The 25,045-nt window shown below is 37.7% G+C and carries 25 protein-coding genes and 1 pseudogene; 6 read left to right on the forward strand and 20 right to left on the reverse strand.

Going from position 1 to position 25,045, the window contains the following annotated elements; genetic code table 11:
• Nucleotides 1-2 precede the first annotated feature (2 nt).
• Both QNN06_RS17430 and QNN06_RS17435 read left to right on the forward strand, forming a co-directional pair.
• On the forward strand, nt 3-1,127 hold the full coding sequence (locus QNN06_RS17430; RefSeq protein ID WP_284035554.1) for a HupE/UreJ family protein: 1,125 nt from the start codon (nt 3-5) through the stop codon (nt 1,125-1,127).
• Nucleotides 1,128-1,269: 142 nt separating this feature from the next.
• Nucleotides 1,270-1,800, forward strand: a complete 531-nt coding sequence (locus QNN06_RS17435; RefSeq protein ID WP_213119515.1) for a DoxX family membrane protein — start codon at nt 1,270-1,272, stop codon at nt 1,798-1,800.
• A gap of 187 nt (nt 1,801-1,987) precedes the next feature.
• On the opposite strand, the gene QNN06_RS17440 is transcribed toward QNN06_RS17435, so the two are convergent.
• The 3 genes and pseudogenes from QNN06_RS17440 to QNN06_RS17450 form a co-directional block, all read right to left on the reverse strand.
• Nucleotides 1,988-2,944, reverse strand: a complete 957-nt coding sequence (locus QNN06_RS17440; protein ID WP_284035555.1) for an ATP-grasp domain-containing protein — start codon at nt 2,942-2,944, stop codon at nt 1,988-1,990.
• A 15-nt stretch (nt 2,945-2,959) separates the two neighbouring features.
• A pseudogene (locus QNN06_RS17445) lies at nt 2,960-3,221 on the reverse strand (LLM class flavin-dependent oxidoreductase); the annotation flags it as partial.
• Nucleotides 3,222-3,332: 111 nt separating this feature from the next.
• Nucleotides 3,333-4,004 carry a YrrS family protein gene (locus QNN06_RS17450; RefSeq protein WP_284035556.1) on the reverse strand — a complete coding sequence of 224 codons (672 nt, stop codon included), beginning with the start codon at nt 4,002-4,004 and terminating at the stop codon, nt 3,333-3,335.
• Between the two features lie 383 nt (nt 4,005-4,387).
• On the opposite strand from QNN06_RS17450, the gene QNN06_RS17455 reads away from it, so the two are divergent.
• Complete coding sequence (locus QNN06_RS17455; RefSeq protein ID WP_217036862.1) at nt 4,388-5,128, forward strand: hypothetical protein; 741 nt, start codon at nt 4,388-4,390, stop codon at nt 5,126-5,128.
• Nucleotides 5,129-5,245: 117 nt separating this feature from the next.
• On the opposite strand, the gene QNN06_RS17460 is transcribed toward QNN06_RS17455, so the two are convergent.
• Nucleotides 5,246-5,671 carry a hypothetical protein gene (locus QNN06_RS17460; RefSeq protein WP_217036861.1) on the reverse strand — a complete coding sequence of 142 codons (426 nt, stop codon included), beginning with the start codon at nt 5,669-5,671 and terminating at the stop codon, nt 5,246-5,248.
• A 1,188-nt stretch (nt 5,672-6,859) separates the two neighbouring features.
• Here QNN06_RS17460 and QNN06_RS17465 point away from each other — a divergent pair.
• The 3 genes from QNN06_RS17465 (at nt 6,860) to QNN06_RS17475 (ending at nt 9,226) form a co-directional block, all read left to right on the forward strand.
• Nucleotides 6,860-7,447 (forward strand): TetR/AcrR family transcriptional regulator, encoded by a 588-nt coding sequence (locus QNN06_RS17465; protein WP_213119510.1) that lies wholly within the window; start codon nt 6,860-6,862, stop codon nt 7,445-7,447.
• Nucleotides 7,448-7,626: 179 nt separating this feature from the next.
• Entirely contained in the window at nt 7,627-8,316 is a 690-nt protein-coding gene (locus QNN06_RS17470; protein WP_284035557.1) for an alpha/beta fold hydrolase, read from the forward strand.
• 103 nt (nt 8,317-8,419) lie between these two features.
• Nucleotides 8,420-9,226: an alpha/beta fold hydrolase gene (locus tag QNN06_RS17475; protein WP_284037943.1), complete on the forward strand. Its 807-nt coding sequence runs from the start codon at nt 8,420-8,422 to the stop codon at nt 9,224-9,226.
• A gap of 442 nt (nt 9,227-9,668) precedes the next feature.
• On the opposite strand, the gene QNN06_RS17480 is transcribed toward QNN06_RS17475, so the two are convergent.
• From QNN06_RS17480 to QNN06_RS17555, 16 genes are all read right to left on the reverse strand, one after another.
• Nucleotides 9,669-10,790 (reverse strand): NAD(P)/FAD-dependent oxidoreductase, encoded by a 1,122-nt coding sequence (locus QNN06_RS17480; RefSeq protein WP_217036854.1) that lies wholly within the window; start codon nt 10,788-10,790, stop codon nt 9,669-9,671.
• A gap of 63 nt (nt 10,791-10,853) precedes the next feature.
• Nucleotides 10,854-11,864: an ABC transporter ATP-binding protein gene (locus tag QNN06_RS17485; protein ID WP_284035558.1), complete on the reverse strand. Its 1,011-nt coding sequence runs from the start codon at nt 11,862-11,864 to the stop codon at nt 10,854-10,856.
• Nucleotides 11,861-12,850: an ABC transporter ATP-binding protein gene (locus tag QNN06_RS17490; RefSeq protein ID WP_217036853.1), complete on the reverse strand. Its 990-nt coding sequence runs from the start codon at nt 12,848-12,850 to the stop codon at nt 11,861-11,863. Before QNN06_RS17490 ends, QNN06_RS17485 begins: the two co-directional genes overlap by 4 nt.
• 15 nt (nt 12,851-12,865) lie before the next feature.
• Nucleotides 12,866-13,789, reverse strand: coding sequence for an ABC transporter permease (locus tag QNN06_RS17495; RefSeq protein WP_481819221.1), 924 nt, complete (start codon nt 13,787-13,789; stop codon nt 12,866-12,868).
• Nucleotides 13,790-13,800: 11 nt separating this feature from the next.
• Complete coding sequence (locus tag QNN06_RS17500; protein ID WP_217036851.1) at nt 13,801-14,715, reverse strand: ABC transporter permease; 915 nt, start codon at nt 14,713-14,715, stop codon at nt 13,801-13,803.
• A 78-nt stretch (nt 14,716-14,793) separates the two neighbouring features.
• Complete coding sequence (locus QNN06_RS17505; protein WP_284035559.1) at nt 14,794-16,359, reverse strand: ABC transporter substrate-binding protein; 1,566 nt, start codon at nt 16,357-16,359, stop codon at nt 14,794-14,796.
• Nucleotides 16,360-16,417: 58 nt separating this feature from the next.
• A complete protein-coding gene (locus tag QNN06_RS17510; protein WP_284035560.1) occupies nt 16,418-17,761 on the reverse strand; it encodes a M20 family metallopeptidase in 1,344 nt (447 codons plus the stop codon).
• Nucleotides 17,762-17,792: 31 nt separating this feature from the next.
• Nucleotides 17,793-18,128: a DUF1904 family protein gene (locus QNN06_RS17515; protein WP_217036847.1), complete on the reverse strand. Its 336-nt coding sequence runs from the start codon at nt 18,126-18,128 to the stop codon at nt 17,793-17,795.
• 107 nt (nt 18,129-18,235) lie between these two features.
• A complete protein-coding gene (locus QNN06_RS17520) occupies nt 18,236-19,309 on the reverse strand; it encodes an NAD(P)/FAD-dependent oxidoreductase (RefSeq protein WP_284035561.1) in 1,074 nt (357 codons plus the stop codon).
• Nucleotides 19,310-19,648, reverse strand: coding sequence for a (2Fe-2S)-binding protein (locus QNN06_RS17525; RefSeq protein ID WP_284035562.1), 339 nt, complete (start codon nt 19,646-19,648; stop codon nt 19,310-19,312). It abuts the gene before it with no gap.
• 25 nt (nt 19,649-19,673) lie between these two features.
• Nucleotides 19,674-20,762 carry an NAD(P)/FAD-dependent oxidoreductase gene (locus QNN06_RS17530; protein ID WP_284035563.1) on the reverse strand — a complete coding sequence of 363 codons (1,089 nt, stop codon included), beginning with the start codon at nt 20,760-20,762 and terminating at the stop codon, nt 19,674-19,676.
• A 4-nt stretch (nt 20,763-20,766) separates the two neighbouring features.
• On the reverse strand, nt 20,767-21,075 hold the full coding sequence (locus QNN06_RS17535; protein ID WP_217036842.1) for a (2Fe-2S)-binding protein: 309 nt from the start codon (nt 21,073-21,075) through the stop codon (nt 20,767-20,769).
• A gap of 44 nt (nt 21,076-21,119) precedes the next feature.
• The gene (locus tag QNN06_RS17540) at nt 21,120-21,839 is read right to left on the reverse strand and encodes a GntR family transcriptional regulator (protein WP_284035564.1); all 720 of its coding nucleotides are present in this window, start codon (nt 21,837-21,839) and stop codon (nt 21,120-21,122) included.
• A 1,181-nt stretch (nt 21,840-23,020) separates the two neighbouring features.
• Complete coding sequence (locus QNN06_RS17545; protein WP_284035565.1) at nt 23,021-23,365, reverse strand: avidin-fold protein; 345 nt, start codon at nt 23,363-23,365, stop codon at nt 23,021-23,023.
• Nucleotides 23,366-23,607: 242 nt separating this feature from the next.
• Complete coding sequence (locus QNN06_RS17550; RefSeq protein ID WP_284035566.1) at nt 23,608-23,883, reverse strand: hypothetical protein; 276 nt, start codon at nt 23,881-23,883, stop codon at nt 23,608-23,610.
• Between the two features lie 169 nt (nt 23,884-24,052).
• Entirely contained in the window at nt 24,053-24,601 is a 549-nt protein-coding gene (locus tag QNN06_RS17555; RefSeq protein ID WP_284035567.1) for a hypothetical protein, read from the reverse strand.
• Nucleotides 24,602-25,045 lie beyond the last annotated feature (444 nt).

The raw sequence follows: 25,045 nt of genomic DNA on the forward strand, positions 1-25,045 counted from the left end.
TTATGCAGAAAAATAACAAACTTATGGCCAGCATTTGTTTGATTTTTATGGTGGCCGTTTTTCTGCTTCAACCAAATGGAGCGGAGGCGCATTCAGGATCAATAGGATATTCAGAAGTCAAAATTGAAGGAAATAAAGTCAGCTATGATTTATACTTGCTTGCGGATCTCCTTGGCGGGCTTCTGAACATCGATGCAAATCAGGACGGTTATATGAAAGAAGACGAAATAGCCCAATCAAAAACTTCCATTGAGCAGTTTGTTTTAAAAAATCTTACCGTCAACAACAATGGACTCCAGGGTAAGGCAGCCATCAATGATATTTCGCTTGTGAAGCGCTCCAATCTTTCGATGTTCCGCATAAAAATAGAGTTCGTGTTTAAAGAGCCGCTTCAGGAATACGAGATTGATTATTTTATTTTTTTCAACGGAGTGGACATGAACCATCAAAATTTTGCGACCATCCATAATGGTGATCAAGTCATTGAAAATATATTCACGAAGGATCATACCGTTCTTCAAGGAAATACCTATTTGAAAAAAGAGAAAACAACAGGAGAAACAGTGGTACCAAGTAACAATCAAAATAAAGTAATCGGTTTTTGGGAATACGTCCTCATGGGGATGAAACATATTTGGTCAGGAATCGACCATTTACTCTTTTTATTTGGACTTCTCCTCGCCAAAGGGACCTTTCGGGAGTATGTAAAAACCTTAACAGCTTTTACGATTGGACATTGCTTGACATTAGCCTTGGCAGCGACCGAAACTATCTTTATTCCGAGTACCATCATTGAACCGTTAATTGCCCTGAGTATTGTTTATGTAGCCATCGAAAACATTTGGTCAAAATCCTTCAAATGGCGTTGGCTAGTCGGTTTAGGATTTGGGCTGATACATGGGTTTGGCTTTGCCGAATTATTAATTGGAAAATTAGGAAGCCATTTCGTTCTCCCACTCTTTTCTTTTAATCTAGGGGTCGAATTTGGACAAATTCTCGTCCTTATCATCTTTATTCCATTCATTTGGTATCTGCAAAAAGCCCGCTGGCAAAGGCAGTTTGTTAATAGTCTTTCCACTGTGATCTGCGGAATAGGATTTTTCTGGTTTATAGATCGGATTCTTTAGCAGAGGAGCATCTTGTTCAAAAATTTGCCAAAACATTTCGAACAAACTATGAACATATCACTATTGTCATGTTGTTAATGGTAACTATCCCGTATATTGGTAGTAGAAAGAAACAAATTAATCAAGAAAGGTGGAAAGCCTTATGTTTAACAAATTCTTACGCGAAAACAAAATCTCTGCCGTCATTCTTACGGTGATTCGTTTATATCTTGGCTATTCTTGGTTTACTGCAGGCTTGGGGAAATTAACCGGAGGATTTGACGCCGCAGGATATTTAAAAGGAGCCATTGCCAATCCGGTTAAAGGACCGGACGGAGCGCTTGTGTTCGGCTGGTATGCTGACTTCTTAAAAGGCTTTGCCCTGCCAAACGTTGATATTTTCAACTTTGTTGTTCCTTGGGGTGAAACGCTCATCGGTTTGGGATTGTTGTTGGGCTGCTTGACAACAGCAGCAGCATTCTTCGGATTGATTATGAACTTCGCGTTCTTCTTGGCAGGAACCGTATCTCACAACCCTAGAGACATTATTTTGGGCTTCATCATCTTAACAGCAGGCTACAACGCCGGCAGAATCGGTTTAGACCGCTGGGTAATTCCATTCATCAGAAAATTTATCAGAAAATTCATCAAGAAAAATGCCGCCGTTGATAACCATAAAGCAACTGTGAATTAACAACAAGAAAAGAGGCGAACGGAAACCCGGAATCGCCTCTTTTCATTGGAGTAAAGCGTTCCGCCCCGCTCGGAAAACTGCCGTATAACACGGGTCTGACCCCCATCGCGTTAAAGCTTTAGCAAATTGGGGGTCTGACCCTATGGCCCTTATCAGGTACCATGGGAATTTTCGTTACTTCACCAAATTAAGCTGTTGCTGTTGTTACGTATTTTTCTTCTAATGTCTTCTTTAACAATAAAGCCAATTCGAGCATTCCGTATTTTCCTGCTTTAGCTTCTGCATCAGAATTATAGTTTGTGTTAGTATTGATATCGTAAGTAAAAATTTCACCTTCAGCATTTCTGATGAACTCGATGCCAGCAACATGAATATTATTACCAGCTAGAACCTTTTTATATTTTTCTAAAATTTCGTCCTCAAAACCTTCAAAGATTTGAAACTTAGGCTTCTCTTCTACCTCTTCTCCTACCGGGCAGAATAAATCGCCAATTTGGCATGCGTCTGCGGGGCAAAGTTCAAATCCTTCCGAAGTATCAACCTTAACGGCATATACAAAGTTTCCTCCTACAAACTCACAACGGGTGATGTAGCTTTCAGGAGATTTAATGTATTCTTGAATAAGGGTAATGCCATCGACCGGTTCTTCGAAAGCAGGCCCTTCCACATAAGCTTTTAAAGCTTCAACACTATGGAATAATTGAACACCTAAACCTTTACCGGCACGGTTATGCTTCGTAATAAAGGACTGTCCTGCAAAGCTTTTGGCTGCCTTAATAATGTTTTGTTTTCCAACCGCTGCAATTGTTTTTGGCGTCTTCACACCATACTTGTTTAACTCTAAGTATTGTATAACCTTGCTAACTTCTAGTTTAAGAGCGCTCGTTCCATTTAACACCGTCCGGCCATGTGCTTCAAGCCAAGCCAATACTTGTCCAGTAAATTCTGCTGCAAAACGATGATCTCGTGTATGAGAAGATGCACTCATTCGGCTATAGAAGATTCCTTCGGGCGGCTCAGTTGATAAGTCTAGCGTTCCCTCATCTAAATGCCATTCTTCATAAGGAACACCAAGCTCCTCTAATCTTTTTGTTAAATGGATGGTCCACTCACTATTTTCGTGTATCACATATACCTTGCTCATCTTGATGACCCCTTTTTAGTTCATTATTAAACTACGTTTTTGTTCAACTAATGGCCTAACCTGCTTTGCAAAGCGTTCCATTTCCTCTAATTGAGGTGAAATTTGCAACAACAATAATTCTAAGCCAGCTTCTTCATATTGTAAAATCCGATCTGCAATTTGCTCAGGTGCTCCTACTAAGTTCGGCCGCAGATACAGAGTAATCCTGTAATTGGATTTGCTGCTCTAAGTGTGATTTTTTAGTGATGTCTTTAAAGCCAGCATAACCGCTGGAATCTACTATATATTAAAGCATTTTAAACTATTAAAGAATCCAAGCGAAATAAAAGGCTGTCTAGCGTTTCTAGACAGCCTTAGGATGTTCCTTAGGTACATCCTATTTTCCTTTTTATGAAGCTGGTTCAACTTTTGTTGCTGTATAGCCTGAGCCGTTCCATTGTAGATACACACGATATTTTGGCGACCCTTGTTGTTTTGCTGATATCGTCCCGACTGAACCGCCCGGGTTGCTTTTGTCGCTCCCTAAAAACCATACAGTCATATTGCTTTGATCTAATCCAGTAGCAGAAGAGATTGTCTGCAGCATCTGCTGCCAATCTTGAGAACTTGAATCATAGTTAGTAACATGCTGCTGATCCGTTTGTGCCGGTGTTTCCGGTGCAGGTGATGTTGTTGAATTTACCTGTGAGCTATCCGAAGAAGCTGAGGATGCATTGCCTGCTGTAGCATCACTTTTCGTTTGATCTTTTTGAGTTTGACCGCTATCCGTTTGATCACTTTGAGTTTGATCTTCGGACGATAAGTCGTCATTTTTTTGATTACTTGTTGAACTCTCTTTCTCAGCTGGCTTATCATTCTTTATATTTTGAGCAGATTGTTTTTCGTCAGAAGCTTGAACACTTTTTTGAGATGCTGACTTGTTATCTCCCGACGAAAACACCGAATAAGAAACAAATGCAATAAGTATAAGGACGATAACAATTGCTCCGTTTAAAATGATATTGATTTTTTTTCTTTTTGCTCTGTGCGTTGCCCGTGAATTGTCTAGAAAATTATTCAAAATATCCACTCTCCCAAAACTGAGACTCTCAACATTCTACCATGTGTGGAGAATAACATGAAGTATTTCAACACCATATTCCACATTTTGGTACCTTTTATCTATTTTTTTATGCCTTTCGTGAAGCATTTTAACTATTTTGGAAAGCAACTAATGTGCACCTTTTATGACCAGTCACATTTCATTTCAATTTTTTTGTTTCCTGACTTTAAGTACTATGATTCTATTTAAATTTATTTAAATCCAATCCTAATGCGAGCCTCCTCCCCCCCATTTAAACCAATTGCAGTAATTCCAAGCTCCTCTGCTTAAAAAGAGCTTCGAATTTAATAATTATATTAGAATAAGATATAATGATAAAAAATACTTGAGGTGATTTTACATTGGATTATTATTCACAGTCAGACCAACAAGTAGAAAAAGAGAATGAAGAAGAAAATATAGAAAGAGATTATCCGACGAGGCAAGCTGTCAAAAGGGAGCGAGAAAAAAAGGAATATAATAATTTGTTTATGGGGAAAAACAAGAAAAAAGCCGATGATAATGGCTTTGCGGGAGTATCGTCGATATTTAGGTTCTTTTCATCAAATAAGAAAAAGACAGTAAAAATGTTCTGGATAAAACTAATCTTTAAGATTTTTGTTGTAGGGGCTGTTTTTTTCGACATCAAATTCATCCTGAACTTTATGAAAGATCCTATTAGTAATTTTCCGCATACATTATTTGTAGTTGGAATGTGCGCAGGAATTAATTTTATTGCCGTCTGGATTCTATTTTATAAAAATCCATTGATACGGTTTTATCTATCCCTATTTTCAATAGTAGGATCATTTGGGTATTACTCCTATGTAAATTATACGAATCTTACCTTTTTAGGTGTTAACATCATAGCTTCAGTGCTTGTTATTATTTCGTTATTAATAGTCATAAATCCAAAAATAAATTATTATGTAAAAAACATCTTGTTACTGGTGATACCTATTTTAGGTATATATTTTAGTGGTAATAAATTCGCACTTGTATGGACTCTTCTGTTTACTGCCGGATTGATATTATTATTTAGAGTGCCTAAATCAAATAAAAAAGAAGAACGAATAAAAAGAAATAAAAAGCAAGCAGCCTAATAGGTTAAAGTATATGTTTTGAATGAAAATAGGCCGATAATATACAGGTGGTGTAAAACACTTGTATATTATCGGCCTTTAAAAATTAATAATATGTAAGACAATAGACTCATTTAATTACAATTTTAACAGAAGTTTATCCAATTCACGTACTTGGTCATATGCTTTTAATAGATGTACCGGTACGAGTGTTCTTCCATGTTCCCAAGCATTCTCTTCTACTTCTGCTAAAAGCTGTTTCTTTTCTTCTTCTTTGCCATAATAGAGAGTCTTTAAAACTCGTGGATTTTTCCTGAATTCTAAATAATATCCTAGCTGATGATAAAGAATAATTTTCGTAAAATTTTCATCTGATTCTTTCACTTTAAAGTTAATTTTAGCGTTATATCCGTTAATTTGTATGTAGTTAAACTTTATCGTATTTGTCGATACGTTATAACTCATTGGTGCAGTGATTTTATTGCTGAATTCAACATTTATTTTTAGTTTAAGCTCTTTTAATATTTTTATAATGATCTTCTCAATATCCCACATATAAAGCATATAATTTTTCCCTTCCTAAAAAAACATTGGCAACTCTTAATAGTCTTACAATTGGAATAAACTTCATAAACAAAGCAAATGGTAAATGGTCATGTTAAATTTGTTTTAACAATATAATAGGCTGCATAATGTAACAAGAGCCATTTTTCATAATTTTTGTTATAGACTATACTCCCTTTTACTAATAAGGTGGATAAAAAAAACGTGCTTTTCTAATAGATTGTTGCTTTCTGAATATAAAAACTGCTCCAAGTAAGTCGGAATAACTTTTGCCTCCCTGTAAGTGACCAAACACTTGGAAAAATAACTTGTTCAGTCGCATAAAACCTTTCTATGCACCCCTTCTCTTGGTAAAATTAGTGACTCGGTCGCATAGAGCCTTTCTATGCACCCCAACTCTTGGTAAAATTAGCGGTTCGGTCGCATAGAGCCTTTCTATGCACCCCAACTCTTGGTAAAATTAGCGGTTCGGTCGCATAGAGCCTTTCTATGCACCCCAACTCTTGAAAAAATCAGCGGTTCCGTCGCATAGAGCCTTTCTATGCACCTCAACTCTTGAAAAAATCACCGACTCGGTCGCATAGAGCCTTTCTTTGCACCCCAACTCTTGAAAAAATCAGCGGTTCCGTCGCATAGAGCCTTTCTATGCACCCCAACTCTTGAAAAAATCACCGGATCGGTCGTATAGAGCCTTTCTTTGCACCCCAACTTTTGAAAAAATCACCGGATCGGTCGTATAGAGCCTTTCTTTGCACCCCCAACTCTTGAAAAAATTACCGGCTCGGTCGCATAGGAACAAAAACAACAAATTTACGAAAACAGCATAAAAAAGACCGTCCTTCATGTAAACGGGTTCTCTTCAGGGGGGCATAATAGGCAAATCACACATCGTAAATCGCACACCTACTCACAAGTATCGAGTAGGTGTTTTTTTTTTGATAAAAAGGAATTTGTATAAATTTACAAAAAAAATAAATCTTATCATTGACTAACCGTTCATTCAATAATAAAATAATACTGTGAATTATGTTAAATAATGGAAGGTTTGATGTGTATTCATTAAGACATTAACAGTAAAAAGTTTCTGGGTATTCAAGTGAAATAGATTTTGCTGAACTTATGTTGACACTTACTTATTTGAACATTTATATGAAGAAATCACTGCTTTTATGGAGGATTGGAATTAAAATGCCGCGAACACCTGAAGAGAATGATCGTATTCGCCAACTTTCAAAACAAAATATTCGTGCTGCCGCTATGGAATTATTTATTAAACAAGGATATTATGCTACCTCTATAAACGATTTAGCTAAACAAGCGGGCATTTCTAAAGGGTTACTATACAATTACTATAAAGGAAAAGAAGAACTGCTGGCTGAAATGGTCGAGGCTAGAATCAGGGAAGTGATTGAAGTAATGGAAGGAGCAACCGCTCTCGAGAAACCCAGTGAGCAACTTAAACACATTATCGAAGGAGCGATTGATAATATCCATCAAAGTCCAGAAGTCCATCGATTCTATCTGCACCTGCAAACTCAGCCAGAGGCAGACGAAGAGTTGATTAAATACAGTAAATTAATTATTAAAGAGAACGCAAGAATGTTTGAGGTACAATGTGAAATATTTGAAAGGCTGGGAGTAAAGCAGCCAAGGAAACGGTCGTTATATTTTTCATCCGTCCTTCAAGGTATTATGTTGATGATATCTACCTATCCAAAAGAGTTTCCGATTGAAGAAATAAAAAATCAGATCATTCAAGAATTTTGTACCGCATAAAAACGTAAGTGAAAATGTAAACCATTAAAATAGCAGAGCACTCTTAAATTACAGGCCTTCTTTTATCATGCCAGGTTGGATGCAGTTTCCAGGCAATACTCACACATTCGTTGAAATATGTAGGTATGGAAATTAAATATCGGGTTTCAAATGGCGAAGCCCCTTAGGAGATGAGCGAGATGGAAACACGGGTAAATCAAATTGAATTGAATGGACTCACTTTTCAATATCGAGAGAATGGGGACCCTTCTGCAGCACCGCTTGTTGCACTTCATGCACTGGGAAAAAGTGCAGAATCATGGGATCAGGTGGCAGTTGCATTAGGAGAAAAATACCGCGTATTAGCTTTAGATCAGCGGGGTCACGCTGGGAGTGCAAGAGCTGGAACTTACACCTTTGAGTTGATGTGCGATGATTTGCTTCATTTTGCGAATGCGATGAATTTAGAACAATTTACGCTGCTTGGTCATTCCATGGGAGGAACTGTATCCTATCTTTTCTCGGAAAGATTTCCGTCAAGGATAGAAAAGTTGATTGTTGTAGACACCCCACCTCCTTTTCCCGATAAGCCAATCGAGATTCCTTCTAACCCCCCTGGTCCCCTTCCGTTTGATTGGCTGGTTGTACCTTCGATTCTAAGGCAACTTAATGACCCTAATCCCGAATGGTGGGCCCGTCTTAAGGACATTATCAAGCCGACTCTTATTATAGGCGGCGGGTCTAGTCATATTCCCCAAAATAAATTGAAGGAGGTTTCTGAACTAATTCCGAATTGCGAGTTGGTGACGATCGATCATGCCGGGCACTTTGTGCATGATGATAATTTACCAGCCTTCTTGGCTGCCGTAAAAAGGTTTCTTTTTTCATGAGTTTTCGAATGCTTTCGATTTCTTAATTCCTACTAGAAGTACGAGATAATGACGGTCCTGATTTTTTTGATCTTAAAATCTAAAAATGAGTGAGGGATTGGCGATGCCATTTTTCAAAACCAAAGAAGGTTTGCAACTGTTTTACCAAGATTGGGGAACAGGCAATCCGGTAGTTTTTGTTTCTGGATGGTCACTAAGTTCTAGAATGTGGGATTATCAGAGAATTTTTTTAGCAGATAAGGGCTTGAAGTGTATCGCATATGACAGACGCGGTCATGGGCGTTCCGATGATCCGGGGAACGGATACGACTTCGACACCCTGGCAGACGATCTCGCTGAACTGATTGAATACCTGAATCTTCGTAATGTCACGCTTGTAGGTCATTCTATGGGTGGTGGCGAATTGATTCGATATTTAACACGTCATGGCAACGATCGGGTGGACCGTGCAGTGCTTGTCGCTGCCATTGTGCCATTTTTGATGAAAACAGAGGATAATCCTTACGGAGTACCAAAGGATGTCGCAGAAATGGTGCGTGAAATGTGGAAACGAGACTTTCCAAATTGGTTACTTCAAAATGAGCTGCCATACTTCAATCGTTCTGATACCAGCGCAATAGGTGAATGGACTCGGTGGGATATGTTGCAGACTTCGCTTAAAGCAGTGGTTGAGTGTAATAAAGTTATCATCGAAACGGATTTTCGCGAGGAGATGCGGTCTATCACTGTACCTATACTCATTATCCATGGTGATAAAGATCGATCAATCCCGGTAGAAATCTCCGGCCAAAAGTCAGCAATGTTGTTACCCAAGAACCGGTTTATTTTGTATAAAGATGCCCCGCATGGACTATACATCACACATTCAGAGCGGCTAAATGATGACATTTTAACATTTATTAAAGGTTAGAGCTTACTTAAAAATTCCACCAAATGAACCCCCCTAACCAAAACGAACACAAGGAAAAAGAATCAGTTGACTACAAGGCAACTTTTGAAACGGTATTGTTAGTAGAATCCATTTTGAATCATCAATTAATCACAAAAACTACTTTGCTTCCAATTTAATAAATGCAATATAATCCCGGGACTAGATATTAATCCCGGGATTTTCCTAGCTTAAATTTGTGGATGTTCTTTCTATGCCTTATATATCCTGGTTTTCGACTTCAACGGTTTTACAGAGTTATGCCTTGCAACTGCTTTGGCTTGCGATGTGACCCTCCAGTTGATAGAAAAAAACCTTTTAGCATAAATCCGAGTTCGTGCATAACAACTGTTGTATCTGCATTTGCTGATACAGCGAAAAATTGGTGAATAGTCGTTTTTTCTCCCCTTAACGAAAGCTATTATTATTGCACTTTTAATGATGTTCTATAAGGATGATAAGGTGAAATATCTAATTCTAGTTTTTCATTGCTTGCCAGTTTTGCTGCTAAGGTGCCTACATAAGGCCCCATCGTTAATCCCGATGCCCCTACACCGGTAGCAACAATTAAACCATCTATTTCCGGAACAGGTCCTAACAACGGTAAAATATCTGGTCCCATTGGTCTAAAACCAATTCTCGTTTCAATAAAAGTACTATCTGCAAGACCGGGAGCTACAAATAGTGCTTCCTCTAACACTTCTTTCGCTCCACCAGCAGTTACACGATAATCATATCCTGATCCGGTCTCTCTGGTTGCACCAACCACAACTCGGGAATCATCAAAACAGACCATATAATGACTGCTTTGCGGTAGAATAACCGGCCACTTAGAAGTATCTTGACCTGGTAATTTAAGATGCACAATTTGACCCTTTTGTGGTTCAATAGAAATATTTATTCCGAAGGGATCCAGCAACTCTGCAGCCCATGCACCTGCGGCGATGACAACCGAATCAGCTGAAATCAATTCGCCATTTATATTGACGCCCGTTACTTTTCCGTTTACTACTTCAAGACTAGCTTCTCCAATATAATATTTGGCTCCATGTTTTTGGGCTCCCCTTTTCAGGGCATCCCTTAACATTCTTCCATCAACTCGAGCTCCACCCGTTACCAGTACAGCTGATAGGTCATCCCTAAGAGGAGGGAATAACTGCTGTGCCTCAATTGGTGATAGGCGAACAACCTCTCCTACTTCAGGCGTTTCTTCTTGATGTTTTCTAGCCTTTTGTTCGATTGTATTAAGCTCTTCTTCATTACTACTTACAGCAATTGCACCAACGATTCCATATCCAGTTTCTGATTCGCCATCCTCTGTCAATTGGGAAATTAAAGAGGAATAGAAACAAGCACCCGCATTTGCAAGTGTATACCAACTTTGGTTTTCAACACTGGTAATCCATGGACAGACAATGCCCGCACCGGCAGCAGTCGCCTGGCCATCATGAAGTTTATCAACAATAATCACTTCTGCGCCATTTCTAGCCAAATAATAAGCAGCACTTGAACCTACTATTCCCGCTCCAACTACAACTATTTTCAATTGATTCATTCCTTTCACCTTTTTTTAGCTAACAATTAAATAAAATGATATTATCGAAAACAACTAACTTAATGGGAAGTGACATGAAACAAAATGTCCATTACGAGCTTCCTTCAACTGAGGCTTTTCCATTTTGCATTTTTCCGTTTTAAAAGGACATCTGGAGTAAAATTTACAACCATTAGAAATATCGGTTTGATCCGGTAAATCATCCTCTATTATGACTCTATTTTTTCGTTCCCTTAAAGTTGGATCAGGTACAGGAACAGCTGATATTAAACCAGTTGTATATGGATGCATCGTTTTATTGAATAATTCTTCTTTTGACGCAAGTTCCACGATTTCACCCATATACATAACTGCGATGCGATTACTTATATATTTAACCGCAGGTATTCCATGAGCAATGAAAATATAGGTTAAATCAAATTTCTTTTGCAACTCTATCAATAAATTCAAAATTTGGGCTTGAATTGACACGTCCAATGCGGAAACCGGTTCATCACAAATGATTAACTTTGGTTTTAAAGCAAGCGCGCGGGCAATCCCGATCCTTTGTCTTTGGCCGCCGCTGAATTCATGAGGAAATCGTTTCGCATAGGTCCGGTCCAGCCCTACGATTTCCATTAGTTCGTAAATCCTGTTTTCAAGCTCTTTCCCTTTTGCCAAATGGTGGGTGCGAAGCGGTTCTGCAATAATATCAAAGACTCTCATTCTCGGATTTAACGAGGAAAACGGATCCTGAAAAACCATTTGGATGTCCTTCCTGATTTTTTGCATTTCCCGATTAGAAAGTTGGGTTATGTCTTTTCCCTCAAAAATAATTTTTCCTTCAGTAGGTTCAAGCAAGCGTAATAGCATATTTCCCGTTGTAGATTTTCCACACCCTGATTCCCCGACAATTCCCAGGGTTTCACCTTTATTAACAAAGAAATCAACACCGTCTACTGCTTTTACAAATTGCTTTTGTTTTCCAAAGAATCCCGAGGATGTTGGAAAATGCATCTTTAAACCTTCTACTTTTAATAAAGCTTCCTGGTCCGTTTCTGTCAGTACAGTAGAAACTGCCATCATTCATTCACCCCCTGTTCTTCATGAAGCCAGCACCTTACTTGTGCCCCATGAGCTAACTCCATTAAAGGTGGCTCCTGACTCTGGCATTTATCCATCGCAAATGGACATCTTGGATGAAATTTACAACCCAAAGGCAATTCAGAGGGAATAGGTACGTTTCCTTCTATCGACTCCAATTGATCCTTCAATTCATGGATCTTTGGCGTGCTATTTAATAAACCTTTCGTATAAGGATGCAGTGGATTTTTGAATAAATCAAAGACATTGTTGTGTTCAACGATTTGCCCGGCATACATGACAATGACCCGGTCGACCATTTCCGCAACTACACCCAAATCATGAGTGATCATAATGATGGATGTTTGATATTCCTTGATCAAATCCTTCATTAAATTTAATATTTGGGCCTGTATGGTTACATCCAATGCTGTTGTCGGTTCATCAGCTATTAATAATTGGGGATTGCAGGATAGTGCCATGGCGATCATCACCCTCTGCCTCATTCCACCACTAAGCAAATGAGGAAAAGAATAATAAAGTTTTTCCGCTCTTGGTATTCCTACTCGTTTTAGCATTTCAATGGCTTTCTGCTTCGCTTCTTGCTTGGTAACATTTTGGTGCAGCTGAATCGCCTCTGTAATTTGACTGCCAATTGTAAACACCGGATTTAACGATGTCAGTGGTTCTTGAAAAATCATGGAGATTTTATTTCCTCTAATTTTTCTCATTTGCTTTTTACTGAAACTAGTCAAATCTTCCCCTTCAAATAAAATTTCCCCGTTAACAATTTTGCCAGACTCATCAACCAGTTGAAGAATCGAAAGAGAGGTAACACTTTTTCCACAGCCCGATTCCCCTACAATTCCTACTGTTTCGCCTTTATTAATTGAAAAAGAAACACCATTTACAGATGGTACAACCCCATTTTCGGTATAAAAATGGGTATGCAAATTTTTTACTTCTAATAGTGTTTCTGTCGCCCCCATTGATTTCATCTCCTTCTACTTTCTTCCTTTAATTCGTGGGTCTAAAACATCACGGAGCCAATCCCCAAGGAAAATAATCCCAAGGACTGTAATCGTAATGGCAAGTCCAGGAAAGGTTGCCAACCACCAATTTGTTGCTAAATAATTTCGTCCGTCCGTCAGCATTCCTCCCCATGAAACAGCTGGAGGCTGGATCCCCAGTCCAAGAAAACTTAGGGAAGCTTCTAAAATAATAGTGGAGGCTACGCTTAACGTAGAAATTACGATGAAGGATGAAACAATATTAGGAAAAATATGTCGTAACATAATAATCCTATTTTTCGTTCCAATAGACCTGGAGGCTTTTACAAATTCCCGTTCCTTTATACTAAGAACTTCGCCTCTAACCACCCGTGCATATGTAACCCAGTTGGTAAGTCCAATAACGACAATTAAAACCGTAATTCCCGGTTCAAAAACTGCCAGCACGACTAAAATGAATAAAATGCTTGGGATAGCAAGAAACGAATCAACAATTCTCATTAAAATATTGTCGATAATGCCACCGTAATACCCAGCACAGATCCCGACTAAGATCCCAATTATCCCAGCTAAAACAACAGAAAACACCCCTACTGATAGTGAAATTCGGGTACCATAAATAATTCTGCTTAATATATCCCGTCCTAAATTATCTGTCCCTAGAATATAGGTGGAGGACCCTCCATCCGACCAGACGGGCGGCTTTAACATATCTGCCAAATTGTTTTTTTCGGGGTCATACGGAGCCAACACATCTGCGAAAATAGCGACAAAAACGACAGCAAATACGATAAAAAATCCCACTGTTCCTGTCTTGCTTTGAAGTAATAACCTGACCCATCTCCTTAAGGGATTAGCAGTTGATTTTGCCCTTTTATTTTTTTTCGCAATAGTAGTTGTCTTAATATTTGCTTCCACAATATCACCTCCTAGGAATATTTAATTCGCGGATCAAGCAATCGATATACAAGATCTGTTAAAAGATTGATAAAGATAACTAAAAATGCAATTACAAACACAGCCGCTTGGACCACCGCCATATCTCTACCATTTACGGCTTGAACTAGTAAAAGACCCAAACCCGGCCAAGAAAAGACTGTCTCCGTAATTAGAGCACCACTTACCAAGTGGGTTATTTGTAACGAAGTAATCGTAACAACAGTGATAAGTGAATTTCGAAACGCGTGTTTATAAACTACCAACATATCACTTACCCCTTTACTTTTGGCCGTTCGAATATAATCTTGATTTAAGATTTCCAACATACTCGACCGGATAAGCCTAGTCATTTCCGCTGCAATTCCGGTTCCCAAGGTAATGGCCGGGAGAACTAAGTTTGCAAATGTGCCTCTACCTGATACGGGGAATAGTTGATTATTTACAGCCAAAAATAAAATGAGCATGATGCCCAGCCAAAAACTTGGCATTGCTTTTCCAAGTACAGAACCACCCGTAATAAACAAATCAATAAAACTATTTCGTTTTTTTGCTGAATAAATTCCTAGTGGAATAGATAAAACAATAGCCACTAACATGGAAGCCGCCGCAAGCTCAAATGTTGCCGGAAGCCGTTCAACCACAAGCGGCAAAGCTTCTTGATGGTATCGAAAGGATGTACCAAAGTTACCTCTAAACAAATCACCAATAAAATGCAAGTATTGAATAAAAAATGGATCATTCAAACCAAGGGATTCTCTTAACGCTTCCCTGTCAGCTTCAGTCGAATCTTCAGGAAGCATTAACGAGACAGGGTCACCAGCTAAATAAACAAGGACAAAGACTACAAAGGTAATGATAAATAGAACTGGAATAATTTGTAGTAATCGCCGTACCAAGTATTTCATTTAATCCCTCCTCACGATAGATAAACGGGGCTAGACTATGATTCCTTCTAGCCCCGCAAGTTTAATTGTTTGATAGAACTACTTAACGGAAATATCTTGGAAGCTAATCACTTCATCTAATCTTGGTTTAAAATCAATTCCTTTACTTACTCCATAATTAGCATTTTGTTGGAATAAGAAAATATGTGGTCGCTCTTTAGCAACGATTTCCTGAATTTTTTGATACTGCTTGATTCGTTCTTCACCATTTAAATTACGTCCGGCATCATGATACAATTTTTCCACTTCTTCGTTATAATAATCTGTTTGCCCAGCCGCACGGCCTTTTGTGTAGTGGACTAGGGAGTAAGAAGCATCCAGCAGTCCGTCGGCCAAACCAATCATAATTAATTCCTTATTAGAATTAGAATTGTAAACATCTAAAAACGCGCTGGACTCAAGTAGTTTTAAATTCACTTTAATGCCAGCTTCACCCAACATGCTGGCGACTAATTGTGCAACTTCACCATCCAGTGGATATCTTCCTTTAGGTGCTGTTAATTCAATTTCAAGATTATCTTTATATCCGGCTTCAGCCAATAATTTTTTGGCTTTTTCCAAGTCATATACATAAGAATTGTAAAGATCAGGGTTTGATCCAATAACACCTTTTGGAACACGCGAACGGACTGGGACGCCTGTTCCTTTCAATACAGAATCAACAATTGCTTTTTCATTAATTGCTAAATCAATTGCTTCCCTTACTTTAGGGTCGGCTGTTGCATACCCCTTCGTAGTCCGAACAACCAAAAGCATGACACGAGTTGTATCGCCGGTAGAAAGTGTCACGTCTTTTTCATTTTTAATCCGATCCCATTCATTTGGAGGAATATCTGTTGCCAGGTCAACCCCGCCTGTTAATAGTTCTCCAACACGAGTAGAACTTTCCGGGATTGCTCGTACAATAACTTCCTTCCATTTTGGCTTTCCGCCAAAATATTCACCAAAACCTTTTAAGACAACTTGGTCATCTCTTTTCCACTCGACAAATTGGTACGGGCCTGATCCTACAGGTTTTTTCATAAATTCTTCTAGACCAACTTCTTCAAAGTATTTCTTAGGCATTACATCTGCGCCACTTTTTGCAAGCAATGGCAATAAGGTTGGCATAGGACCATCTGTAATAATTTCTAAATTTTGATCGTCGAGAACTTTGATTTCCTTTAGCTGTGTAAAATATGGAAATTCCTTCAGGGATTTATCTGTCATGACACGTTCAAGGCTAAATTTGACATCTTCTGCAGTTAACGGATCGCCATTATGGAATTTTACCCCGCTTTTTAATTTGAATTTCCATGTTACGTCATCAACGTTTTCATATGACTCTACTAACTCTGGCTTAATTTCCATGTTTACATCGCGGGCAAATAGCCGGCTGAACATGTTCCGAAATACACGATCACCATTAGTACTTAAAGAATTTTGTGGATCTAGCGTTGTGATATCGGCGCTCTGCGCTAATAATAATGTGTCTTTGTCCTTTTTACCTTCGGCGCCAGAACTACTGGTCTCTTTTGAACCTGTTGAAGAATTACTGCTGCATCCAGTGATAATCAGCATTGCCATTAACGCTACAACAAACACCAATTTGAATGACTTTTTCATTCTCTTACCCCTTTTTTATTATTTTTAAAAATTTCAGATTTCTCATTTTAAAACTGAGTTATCTGAAATGATGAAGAACCGCTGCTGTTACCTTAATTCCTTGAATATAATCATCAACAAAAATATTCTCATTTGGAGCATGAAAACGTGATTGAGTATTGGCAACACCAATCTGAACAGCCGGAATATCTGTATTTTTTAACATTTTATACATCGGACTAGAACCAGCTAAATTCCTTAAAATAATTGGCTCTTCCTGATACACTTCCTCAACACTTTGAAGTACGATATCGACAAAAGGGTCATTTGGATTTGTATTAAATGGATGCATGCCATGCGACGGTATAACCTCTATATCATTAAACCCATGCCGGTCTAGGTGTTCTCTTAATAATTGGGCAATTTTCTCAGGTTTTTGATTGGGAACCAAGCGAAAATCCAACTTCACTTTGGCGACAGATGGGAGAACAGTCTTAGAACCCTCACCCGTATATCCTGATTCAATTCCACAGATTGTACATGTTGGTTCAGCCGTTAACCTTTCTTTTAACGCATCACCGGTCACATTTTTCAAAAAGCTGTTAATCCCATAGGTATTCTTTACTTCCGCTTCATTATAGGCCATTGATTGAATGAACTTTCGGTCCTTATCCGTTAATGGAAGAATATCATCATAAAACGCTTCAATTAATATTTCTTCCTTTTCATTTTTCAGCGTATTAAGGGCCCAAATCAGCCTCCAGGCAGGATTTTCAATAATGGCTGCCTCCGAAGAATGCAGATCAGTCTTGGCACCCTTGCAAATCAACTCAACATAGCAGATCCCCTTGACCCCAAGCCCGACATGGAGCCGTTTGTCTTCGACTTCACGCTGTCCGCCTTCCCAGATAATCCCATCCGTTTGGAGTTTTTCTGGATATTTACTCGCAAAAAATTCCAAATGCGGGCTGCCAACCTCTTCTTCACCTTCGAAGATAAATTTTACACGGATTGGCAATTCTCCATATATTTGTTGATAAGCATGCACGGCACAAATTCTGGCAATTAAATTCCCCTTATTATCCGCGACTCCACGTGCAAAAATCTTCCCATCCCTTAGTTCAGCTTTAAATGGATCACTTGCCCATTGTTCAATCGGATCTTCCGGCTGAACATCATAATGATTATAAAAAGTAAGACATTTTTCTTTCCCATTTCCAAGTTCGCCATATATGATTGGATAACCGTCTGTCTGTATTTCTTCCACTTTTGACCCAATCTTGCCAAGGAATAATTTGACAAGTTCCTTCATTTCCAGCATTCCACGGTTCTGTGCGGAAACGCTCGGTTGATTGCACGCTTCCAGCAGCCAGTCCAAATACATCTCGGCATGTTCTTCAATATATTTAAATACCTGTTTCATCACAATCTCCTTCATTATAAAAATATTAGATTTAATCACTCTCAAAACTTATTCCATTATGGTAATAGGCTGAAGGATGAAAGACCGTAAAAGCAACTTCCACTTCAGGGATGCCCAATGACTGAACATATTTTGCAACTGCCTTGGCAAATTGATCCTGAACTTCCTTCCCACGTTCAAACCATTTCACTTCAACGAATGGAAATCCCGCAACCTCCGTTCTATCAAATACAAAAGTAGAAGTCAGGACTTCGAGTAAAAAGTTGTTCGTATCACAATCACAAATTTGAGCCAGTTCTTTAACCAATGGGGTGCTGACGAATTTCATCTGGTCAACAGTGAGTCCACTGATCCTTAAATGAGGCATTTACATCACTCTTGTGAAAATTCTAAATTTATACCCTTTTGTAAATTTTCAGATATTATTAGTCGCATTTTCCCTTGTAATTCATTCCTTGAGGTGGTGCGAAATTATTAGGCAAATCTTGTAATCGAATAATGATCAATCGGGATAGAAGTATCGTTATCTATAATTAACTCCGTCATGAGCGTTCCGATTAATGGGGAAAGTGTAATACCACTATGTGTGGCGGCAACAAACAGATTTTCGATTTCAGGGACTTTTCCAAGAATCGGCAGCCCATCCTGCGGCATGGCTCTGATTCCCGAAAAGGCACGGACCACTTTTGCTTTTTTGATCGAAGGGACATAATGAACCGCCATATTGGCTGTTTCTTGTATCACATCCAGTGTAGTGGAACGATCAAAACCAGCCTGTTCCATCGAATATCCAATCAAAACCTCTCCATTGTTAGCTTGTCTCAAACCACTTATCGTATAATTCAAAAATGGCTTTAAGGGCTCGGTTACTAAAATTTGTCCTCTCAACTGGTTGACAGGAATATTAATTCCGACCATTTTCCCCAATTCTCTTGACCACGTTCCACCGCCAAGAACCAAATTTTTAGTTAGATAGGTTTCTTTTTCAGTAACAATGATAAACTTACCATTCGATTTTTGAATCTCCAGGACTTTATTATATGTAGAATAATCGACACCATTTTTCTTGGCCATTCTCATATATCGGTCAATTAATCGAAATGGATTGACATTTCCATCAATAGTACTGTATGTGGCACCTACTACCTCGGGATTCATGAATGGCTCTTTTTCCAATACCTCATCTTTGGTCAGAACCTTAATATTAATCCCAATTTTTTTATAAGATTCCGCCAACTTCAAAGCCTTTACTCTGCTTTTTTCATCGAAAAATGGAGAAAGTCCCCCTGTACGTTTGTATTCAACATCACCAATTTTTTTAGATAAGTAAGGATAGAGCTCTGCACTATACATGCTAAACTCTGCATACCAAGAAGGAGTTTTATTATGGACCCATACCCACGCCTGCGTAGATCCGGAGGTTCCAGTCAAGGGGAATTTTTTATCGATGACCAATATCCCCTGTTGATAACGTTCTGAAAGATGATAGGCAATGGATTCTCCTAGGACTCCCCCACCGATAATAATCGTTTCATAATTTTTGTTCATTTAACCGACCTCCCCATCCTTTACTTCTACTTCATCAAGCACAGATTTCACAGTGGAAAAATCCTTGCTATTTGTTGATAAGGTTTCAAGTTTTATAGGAGATATCGGCATCCGCATCCGCGGTAGGGGTATTTCCTGCAAAGGTTTCCCTAATTCCTCGTGGATAATATTCGCTACTAGAAAGTTACAAATTTTGGCCTGGCAGGCACCCATTCCACAACGTGTCAATCTTTTAATATCATCGAAGGTTCGGGCTCCCAGCCGGATAACCTCTTCAATTTCTTCATAGCTTACCTCTTCACATCTGCAAATAACGACTGATTTATCCAATTCATTCACCTTCTAACCTCTTAGCCTTACGGGATTAAGAGAGAAATTGATCCTTCAGCAAGGGATGTTTAAAGTTTTCAACATGGTTCACTCTTGCATGCCACGAATCAGGGAAAAGTTTCGTTTCAAGTGTTTCTAACTCTTTCCACATGGATGATCTAAGCTGCTCCGCCTTTTCTTTGTCAAGAACACCCAATGCTTCACAAACACTAATCCCCGCTATTCTGCCTGTAACTAACAAAAAACCTTGAGTTGTTATTCCCGCCGCATTCCCTGCTAAATAGACATGTTCATGGCTAGTCTGCATTCGTTTATTATATTGAGGAAGCCATCCCCCCAATGTTTCTTGGTACCCAAAAGAACAGTTACATTGATAAAATACATCTAGGATCGGGGCTCTTCCACCGTCTACACAAACGAAATCAACTTTTTCGGTTATAACTTCTTCTAATAGCCCAATATCGATTTCTTCCACTTTCCCCTGTCCTCTGGCTTCTTTGACTGATGCGTTTAAATAAACAGGAATGCCAGATTTATCAATCAATTCGTGTTTGTCCAGATCCCTTGCAGCTATATTTTGTCTTGATTCGAAAATACCTTTTACTTTGACGCCTACATCTGATAATTGAAGTGCAACGTCTAGAGCAAAATCACTTGATCCTAGGATGACAGCATTTTCGCCAGGGAGAACTAAATCACGATTGATTAACGTTTGGGCAGCACCTATGGTCATAATTCCCGGCAATGTCCATTTTGGAAAAGGTATTCCCTTTTCGGCTGCACCTGTTGCAACGATAATTTTTTTCGCCTTTACCGGAAAAACATTTTTCTCGTCTGTAACACCTATAGTTCCATCTTTATACATACCAATGACACGGTGACCAAGTAAATAATGGACCGGGAGATTTTCTAATTGATCAACCAATTTTTGAGCCAATTCAAACCCGCGCATGGGCGAATAAGAAGCAGGTAAAAAACGTACCAACTGTGTTTGCTGTATGAGCTGTCCACCCTTGGTAAAGGATTCATCTACAATCATTACATCCAAACCTCTCACAGCAGTTTCAAATGCTGCTTCTAGTCCCGCGGGGCCGGCACCAATAATGAGTACATCTGTCTCCATATTTTTACCCCCTTACATCCGGGTCTTCTGAATTAGTGAAAATTTCCATTCCGTCCTCAACCTCTTTCATACAAGTGCGAACATGATCCTCACCATTTACAGTCATATAACAACTACAGCATCTTCCACGTGAACAAAACAGTCCTCGAGGTTGTACCAGCTTTCGGCTTAGACCCAATTTTTTTATTCCATTTGCCATTAATGCCGATGCAATTGATTCGCCTTTATAAGCCTGATATGGTTTGCCTTCGAAAAAAAAGGTTACAGGTTCTCTCAATCGTTCACCAAAAACTGGATGGTCATGAATATGCATGCATACACCTTCTTATCAAAATTAAACTTATAGTTTAATAGTTATTATAAGTAAACTTCAGTATAGTAAGTTTCTTTGTCTTGACGCACGTAAAACTTGGAGTATTCTACAATTTCCTCATGCTTGGAATAAGTGAATCTTTCCCATTCAAATACAGGTGTCCCAGATTCTATTTGGAGTAACTCTGCTTTGTCACCCAAGACTATATATGGTCTTATGAACATCTTAGCCCTGCCCAAGGATATACCAAATTTATTTCTAAGTATGTTATAAACCAGTTCGTTATCTAGATCACTTTGTACAAAATTCGGGCACTTATCATATGGCAGATATGTATATTCCAGTGCCATTGGTTCATTTTTTTCAATTTTATTACGTACAATCCTAATTACTTTTGCATCAGATTCAATTCCTAGCTTTGGGCCTATATCATCCCCTGCCTTATCAATAGAGTAACTAATTAATTCATGTGGATGTTCTTCTTCTTCCTCAGAAGTTAATGATATTAAGGTATTGATATCTTGTTCATTCATTGTTCCGGAAACAAACGTTCCTTTCCCTCTTTGTCTATAAAGGTACCCTTTATTTACCAGTTCAATGACGGCACGTTTGACGGTGATCGTGCTTACGTCAAACAGTTCAGCCAATTCATTCTCAGTTGGCAGCTGATAGCCAATTGGCCATTGGTTTGTTTTTACTTTTTCTTCTAAAACCTGCTCCACTTGCCGATATAATGGAACATGAAGTGTTTTATCAATTTTCATTTGTTTATCACCTTTGAAAAGTTATAACTTTATATTTTTATAATAATGTAATTAATAAGAATAATTTACTATTGTTGCTATTTAATGTCAATCATTTTTTGAATATTTAAAATAAAAAATAATCTAAAATCCCGGGACTAGATATTTATCACGGGATTTACCTTAAATTAAAGGCTTGCCAATAAGGTTTCGACCTTCTATTGGGAATGCCTCTTTCATTTTTTAATTACTGCTGTGTCGTATTCCCACTGAAACTATCTTCAAATTAAGTATTGCCTTTTTAAGAGTCTAGAGGAAATCAATTTTAATAGTAGTTTAATTGCATTTTGTCTATATTTTCTATTGGTATTCCAGCTTCTATATAACTACTTATCTATTCCCAACTAACCGACTAACCTTTTTAAAGGTCTGGAAAAATAGATTTTTAGTATTTAAACTCTTACCTTGCATAACTATAGTTGCGGAAATAATGACCAAAGTTTCATCAACTCTTAATGGATCAATAGATATTTCATTAAACACGGAAGTGGAACTTTTCAACCAATTTCAGCTCCGATAAAACAAAAAAACCAACCTCTTTATTGGTTGGTTATATAAGCAAACCTTTTTTTCTTCTAATTCCCTTAACGGTTTCAATAAGTACCATTATTGAATAACCAAAGAGGAAAATTAAAAATAATACAATACCGTAAAAATACAAAGTAGCCTTATAACCAATTGGGGCAATTAATTGAAGTGATGTAAACAGAAAAATAATCAAATATACTTCAAATAAAATAAGAAAACATAAAAACAGAAGATACGGTATAACTATTTTTTTATGGAAAATCTGTCTCAAAGTAAAGCCTTCCCACATTAAATCAGCTATTCGTCTCAAATAAACCCCTTCTTACATCCTTTTGTATATTATATTCTGAATTTTTCGCAAATATCCTTTAGTCTTATTGCATTTTAGGCAACAAATTTTAAGTGATTTTTCAATCTTCTCATCTTATTTTCTTCTATTAATAATTCGCATAATATCCATTTGTCAAAAAGAGGAAAATTGCTTATGCAAGGAAGGATGTTTGTTGTGCCAGATGATGATTAGGAAAGATGCCGGAATCAGAATAAAAGGCTTTGCTGGTTATTCTAGCAAAGCCCATGTTGGTTAAAGTAAAACTTTTTGATTTTTTAATATTTTATATTACAACTTCCTCAATGATCGAATTTCCCTCAGTTGACTCAGCATCAATCCATTTCCATTTCTCATAAAGTTTAATTCGACCATCAGTTAAGATTTCAGGAGTCGAAACGCATTCTCCTCCTCTAATTTCATTTTTTGTATTTATATGATTATACCTAAACTCTAAGCTGCCATCTTCATTTACGATTCCAATCAGTAAACCTTTGACGATTTCTCCCCCACTATATGTTGCTGAGATGATATTTCCCTCTTGATCATATTTAAAATAAGTTTTTGATGAAACTTCTCCGTTAGCTGTATTTTCAATTGAAACAAATGTACGACCATTATAATTTATCAAATTGTTTTCTCCCCCTCTTTAAATAATTTCTCTTCTCCTTTATGGTGAAACTAGTATATTCTCGAAAATATAATATAAGCGGTTGTTATGTAAAGCTTTATTAAAAACGCTTGGTTTTTTCAAGGGAAAATGAGGCAAAAGAACCGTCCCCGTGTTTCCCATAAAAATAGATAAACGGAAAATGGACTTTCGTTTTCATTTTGATAGCCCCTCCCTCATTAACTGAATAGGATTTTTGAATTTTAAGCACCAAAAATTAAAGTTCCTCCCATCATATAAATAAATGGAAACAAGAATAAAACAGAGTTTGCTATTATAGCACCAAGAGCCATTGGACTCCTTTTAATATGAAACGCTTTTGAAGCAAAAAAAAGACCGACCGAACAAAAAATAAATGGGAAAAATATTGGTAATCCTTGTATTTTCTCAAGTGTGATAATATCGAATAAAAAATTCACAATAAATAAAAGAGGAACTAGGAACAACAAATAGGATAGAAGAATAAATTTTCTTTGCATAATCAATCACCCCTGTATTTGGAAATAAACTCATTTTAATCAACTTCAACCACTTAATTAATATACATATCTAATTAAAACTCTTTACCCCATTCATCATCTAAAATGACTCCATTTTCAGCGATGTATTCGATAATAACCGAACCATGTTGCAATTTGGCTTCGCTTTTTATAAAGATATCAACTCATTAAGAGTTTTTTCGTCCAAGTCTGTCCTTTTTCTAGGAACCGTAATACGGATGGCCGGTTCAACGACGAACTCTTTATAACTTCTAGGATTAACAGGGTCAATACCCAATTCCTGCCCAATCCTATCATTGCTAAAGAAAACATGGATCACAGTTATTTTTCCAAAATTCTCTTTAATAAAAGGACCTATTTCAGTTTCTAACTCCCCCGTCCATTTATCAGCAATATATGTGTCAACCATTTGTTCGGCTTCATTATCATAATAGACTAAAAATTCTGTATTACTTTTCTTATCTCTAACCTTAGCAGCATAATCAAATCCAAAGTTCCCCATATTATCATACAGAGTGTCATAAATCTCAAAATTATCATTAAATTTATCTTCTAAATATTGCTCTGCTTGAATCTTGATCTTTTCCTCTTCATCTTTATCAGGCTTCATTTCTACTAGAAAGACTACTAAAAGTAGACCAATTCCTAATAAGATGACACTCAAAACACCGATTGTAATTTTTAGGAATTTATTCAAAACATCTCCTCCCTTAATTAACATTTTACCATAATAAACCAATAGGACTATAAAAGTATCCTGCATCGTTATTTTAAGTGTAATCCTTTACAATCTACACTCTATATTTCAACCTAAATATCCAGGTATGAACTGGTAAACTGTCTGTCATTCAGTGGTAAAAACTATGTTCAAGGAAGGTACATATCAATGGCTGTAATTACCTGATGTCCTCTCGATGGGGCTTCTTTACAAAAATTGCCCTCTGGCTTTAGTTAAAGCTTTAACTAGCCAGGGGCTGACCCTTCCTTATAATCTTTCAACAGCTTCATCCACAATTTGTTGCTTTTGTTGTTCGATGATTTCGATTGAATTAAAAAGAGGTCTTTCCTACCACATAAAAGAAGAATTTCATCCACTTTACTCACATATGATGAATAGGTAATTTTACATAACAAAAATATG

The organism is Neobacillus sp. 114, from assembly GCF_030127045.1.
In the GTDB taxonomy this organism is placed as follows: domain Bacteria; phylum Bacillota; class Bacilli; order Bacillales; family Cytobacillaceae; genus Neobacillus; species Neobacillus rhizophilus.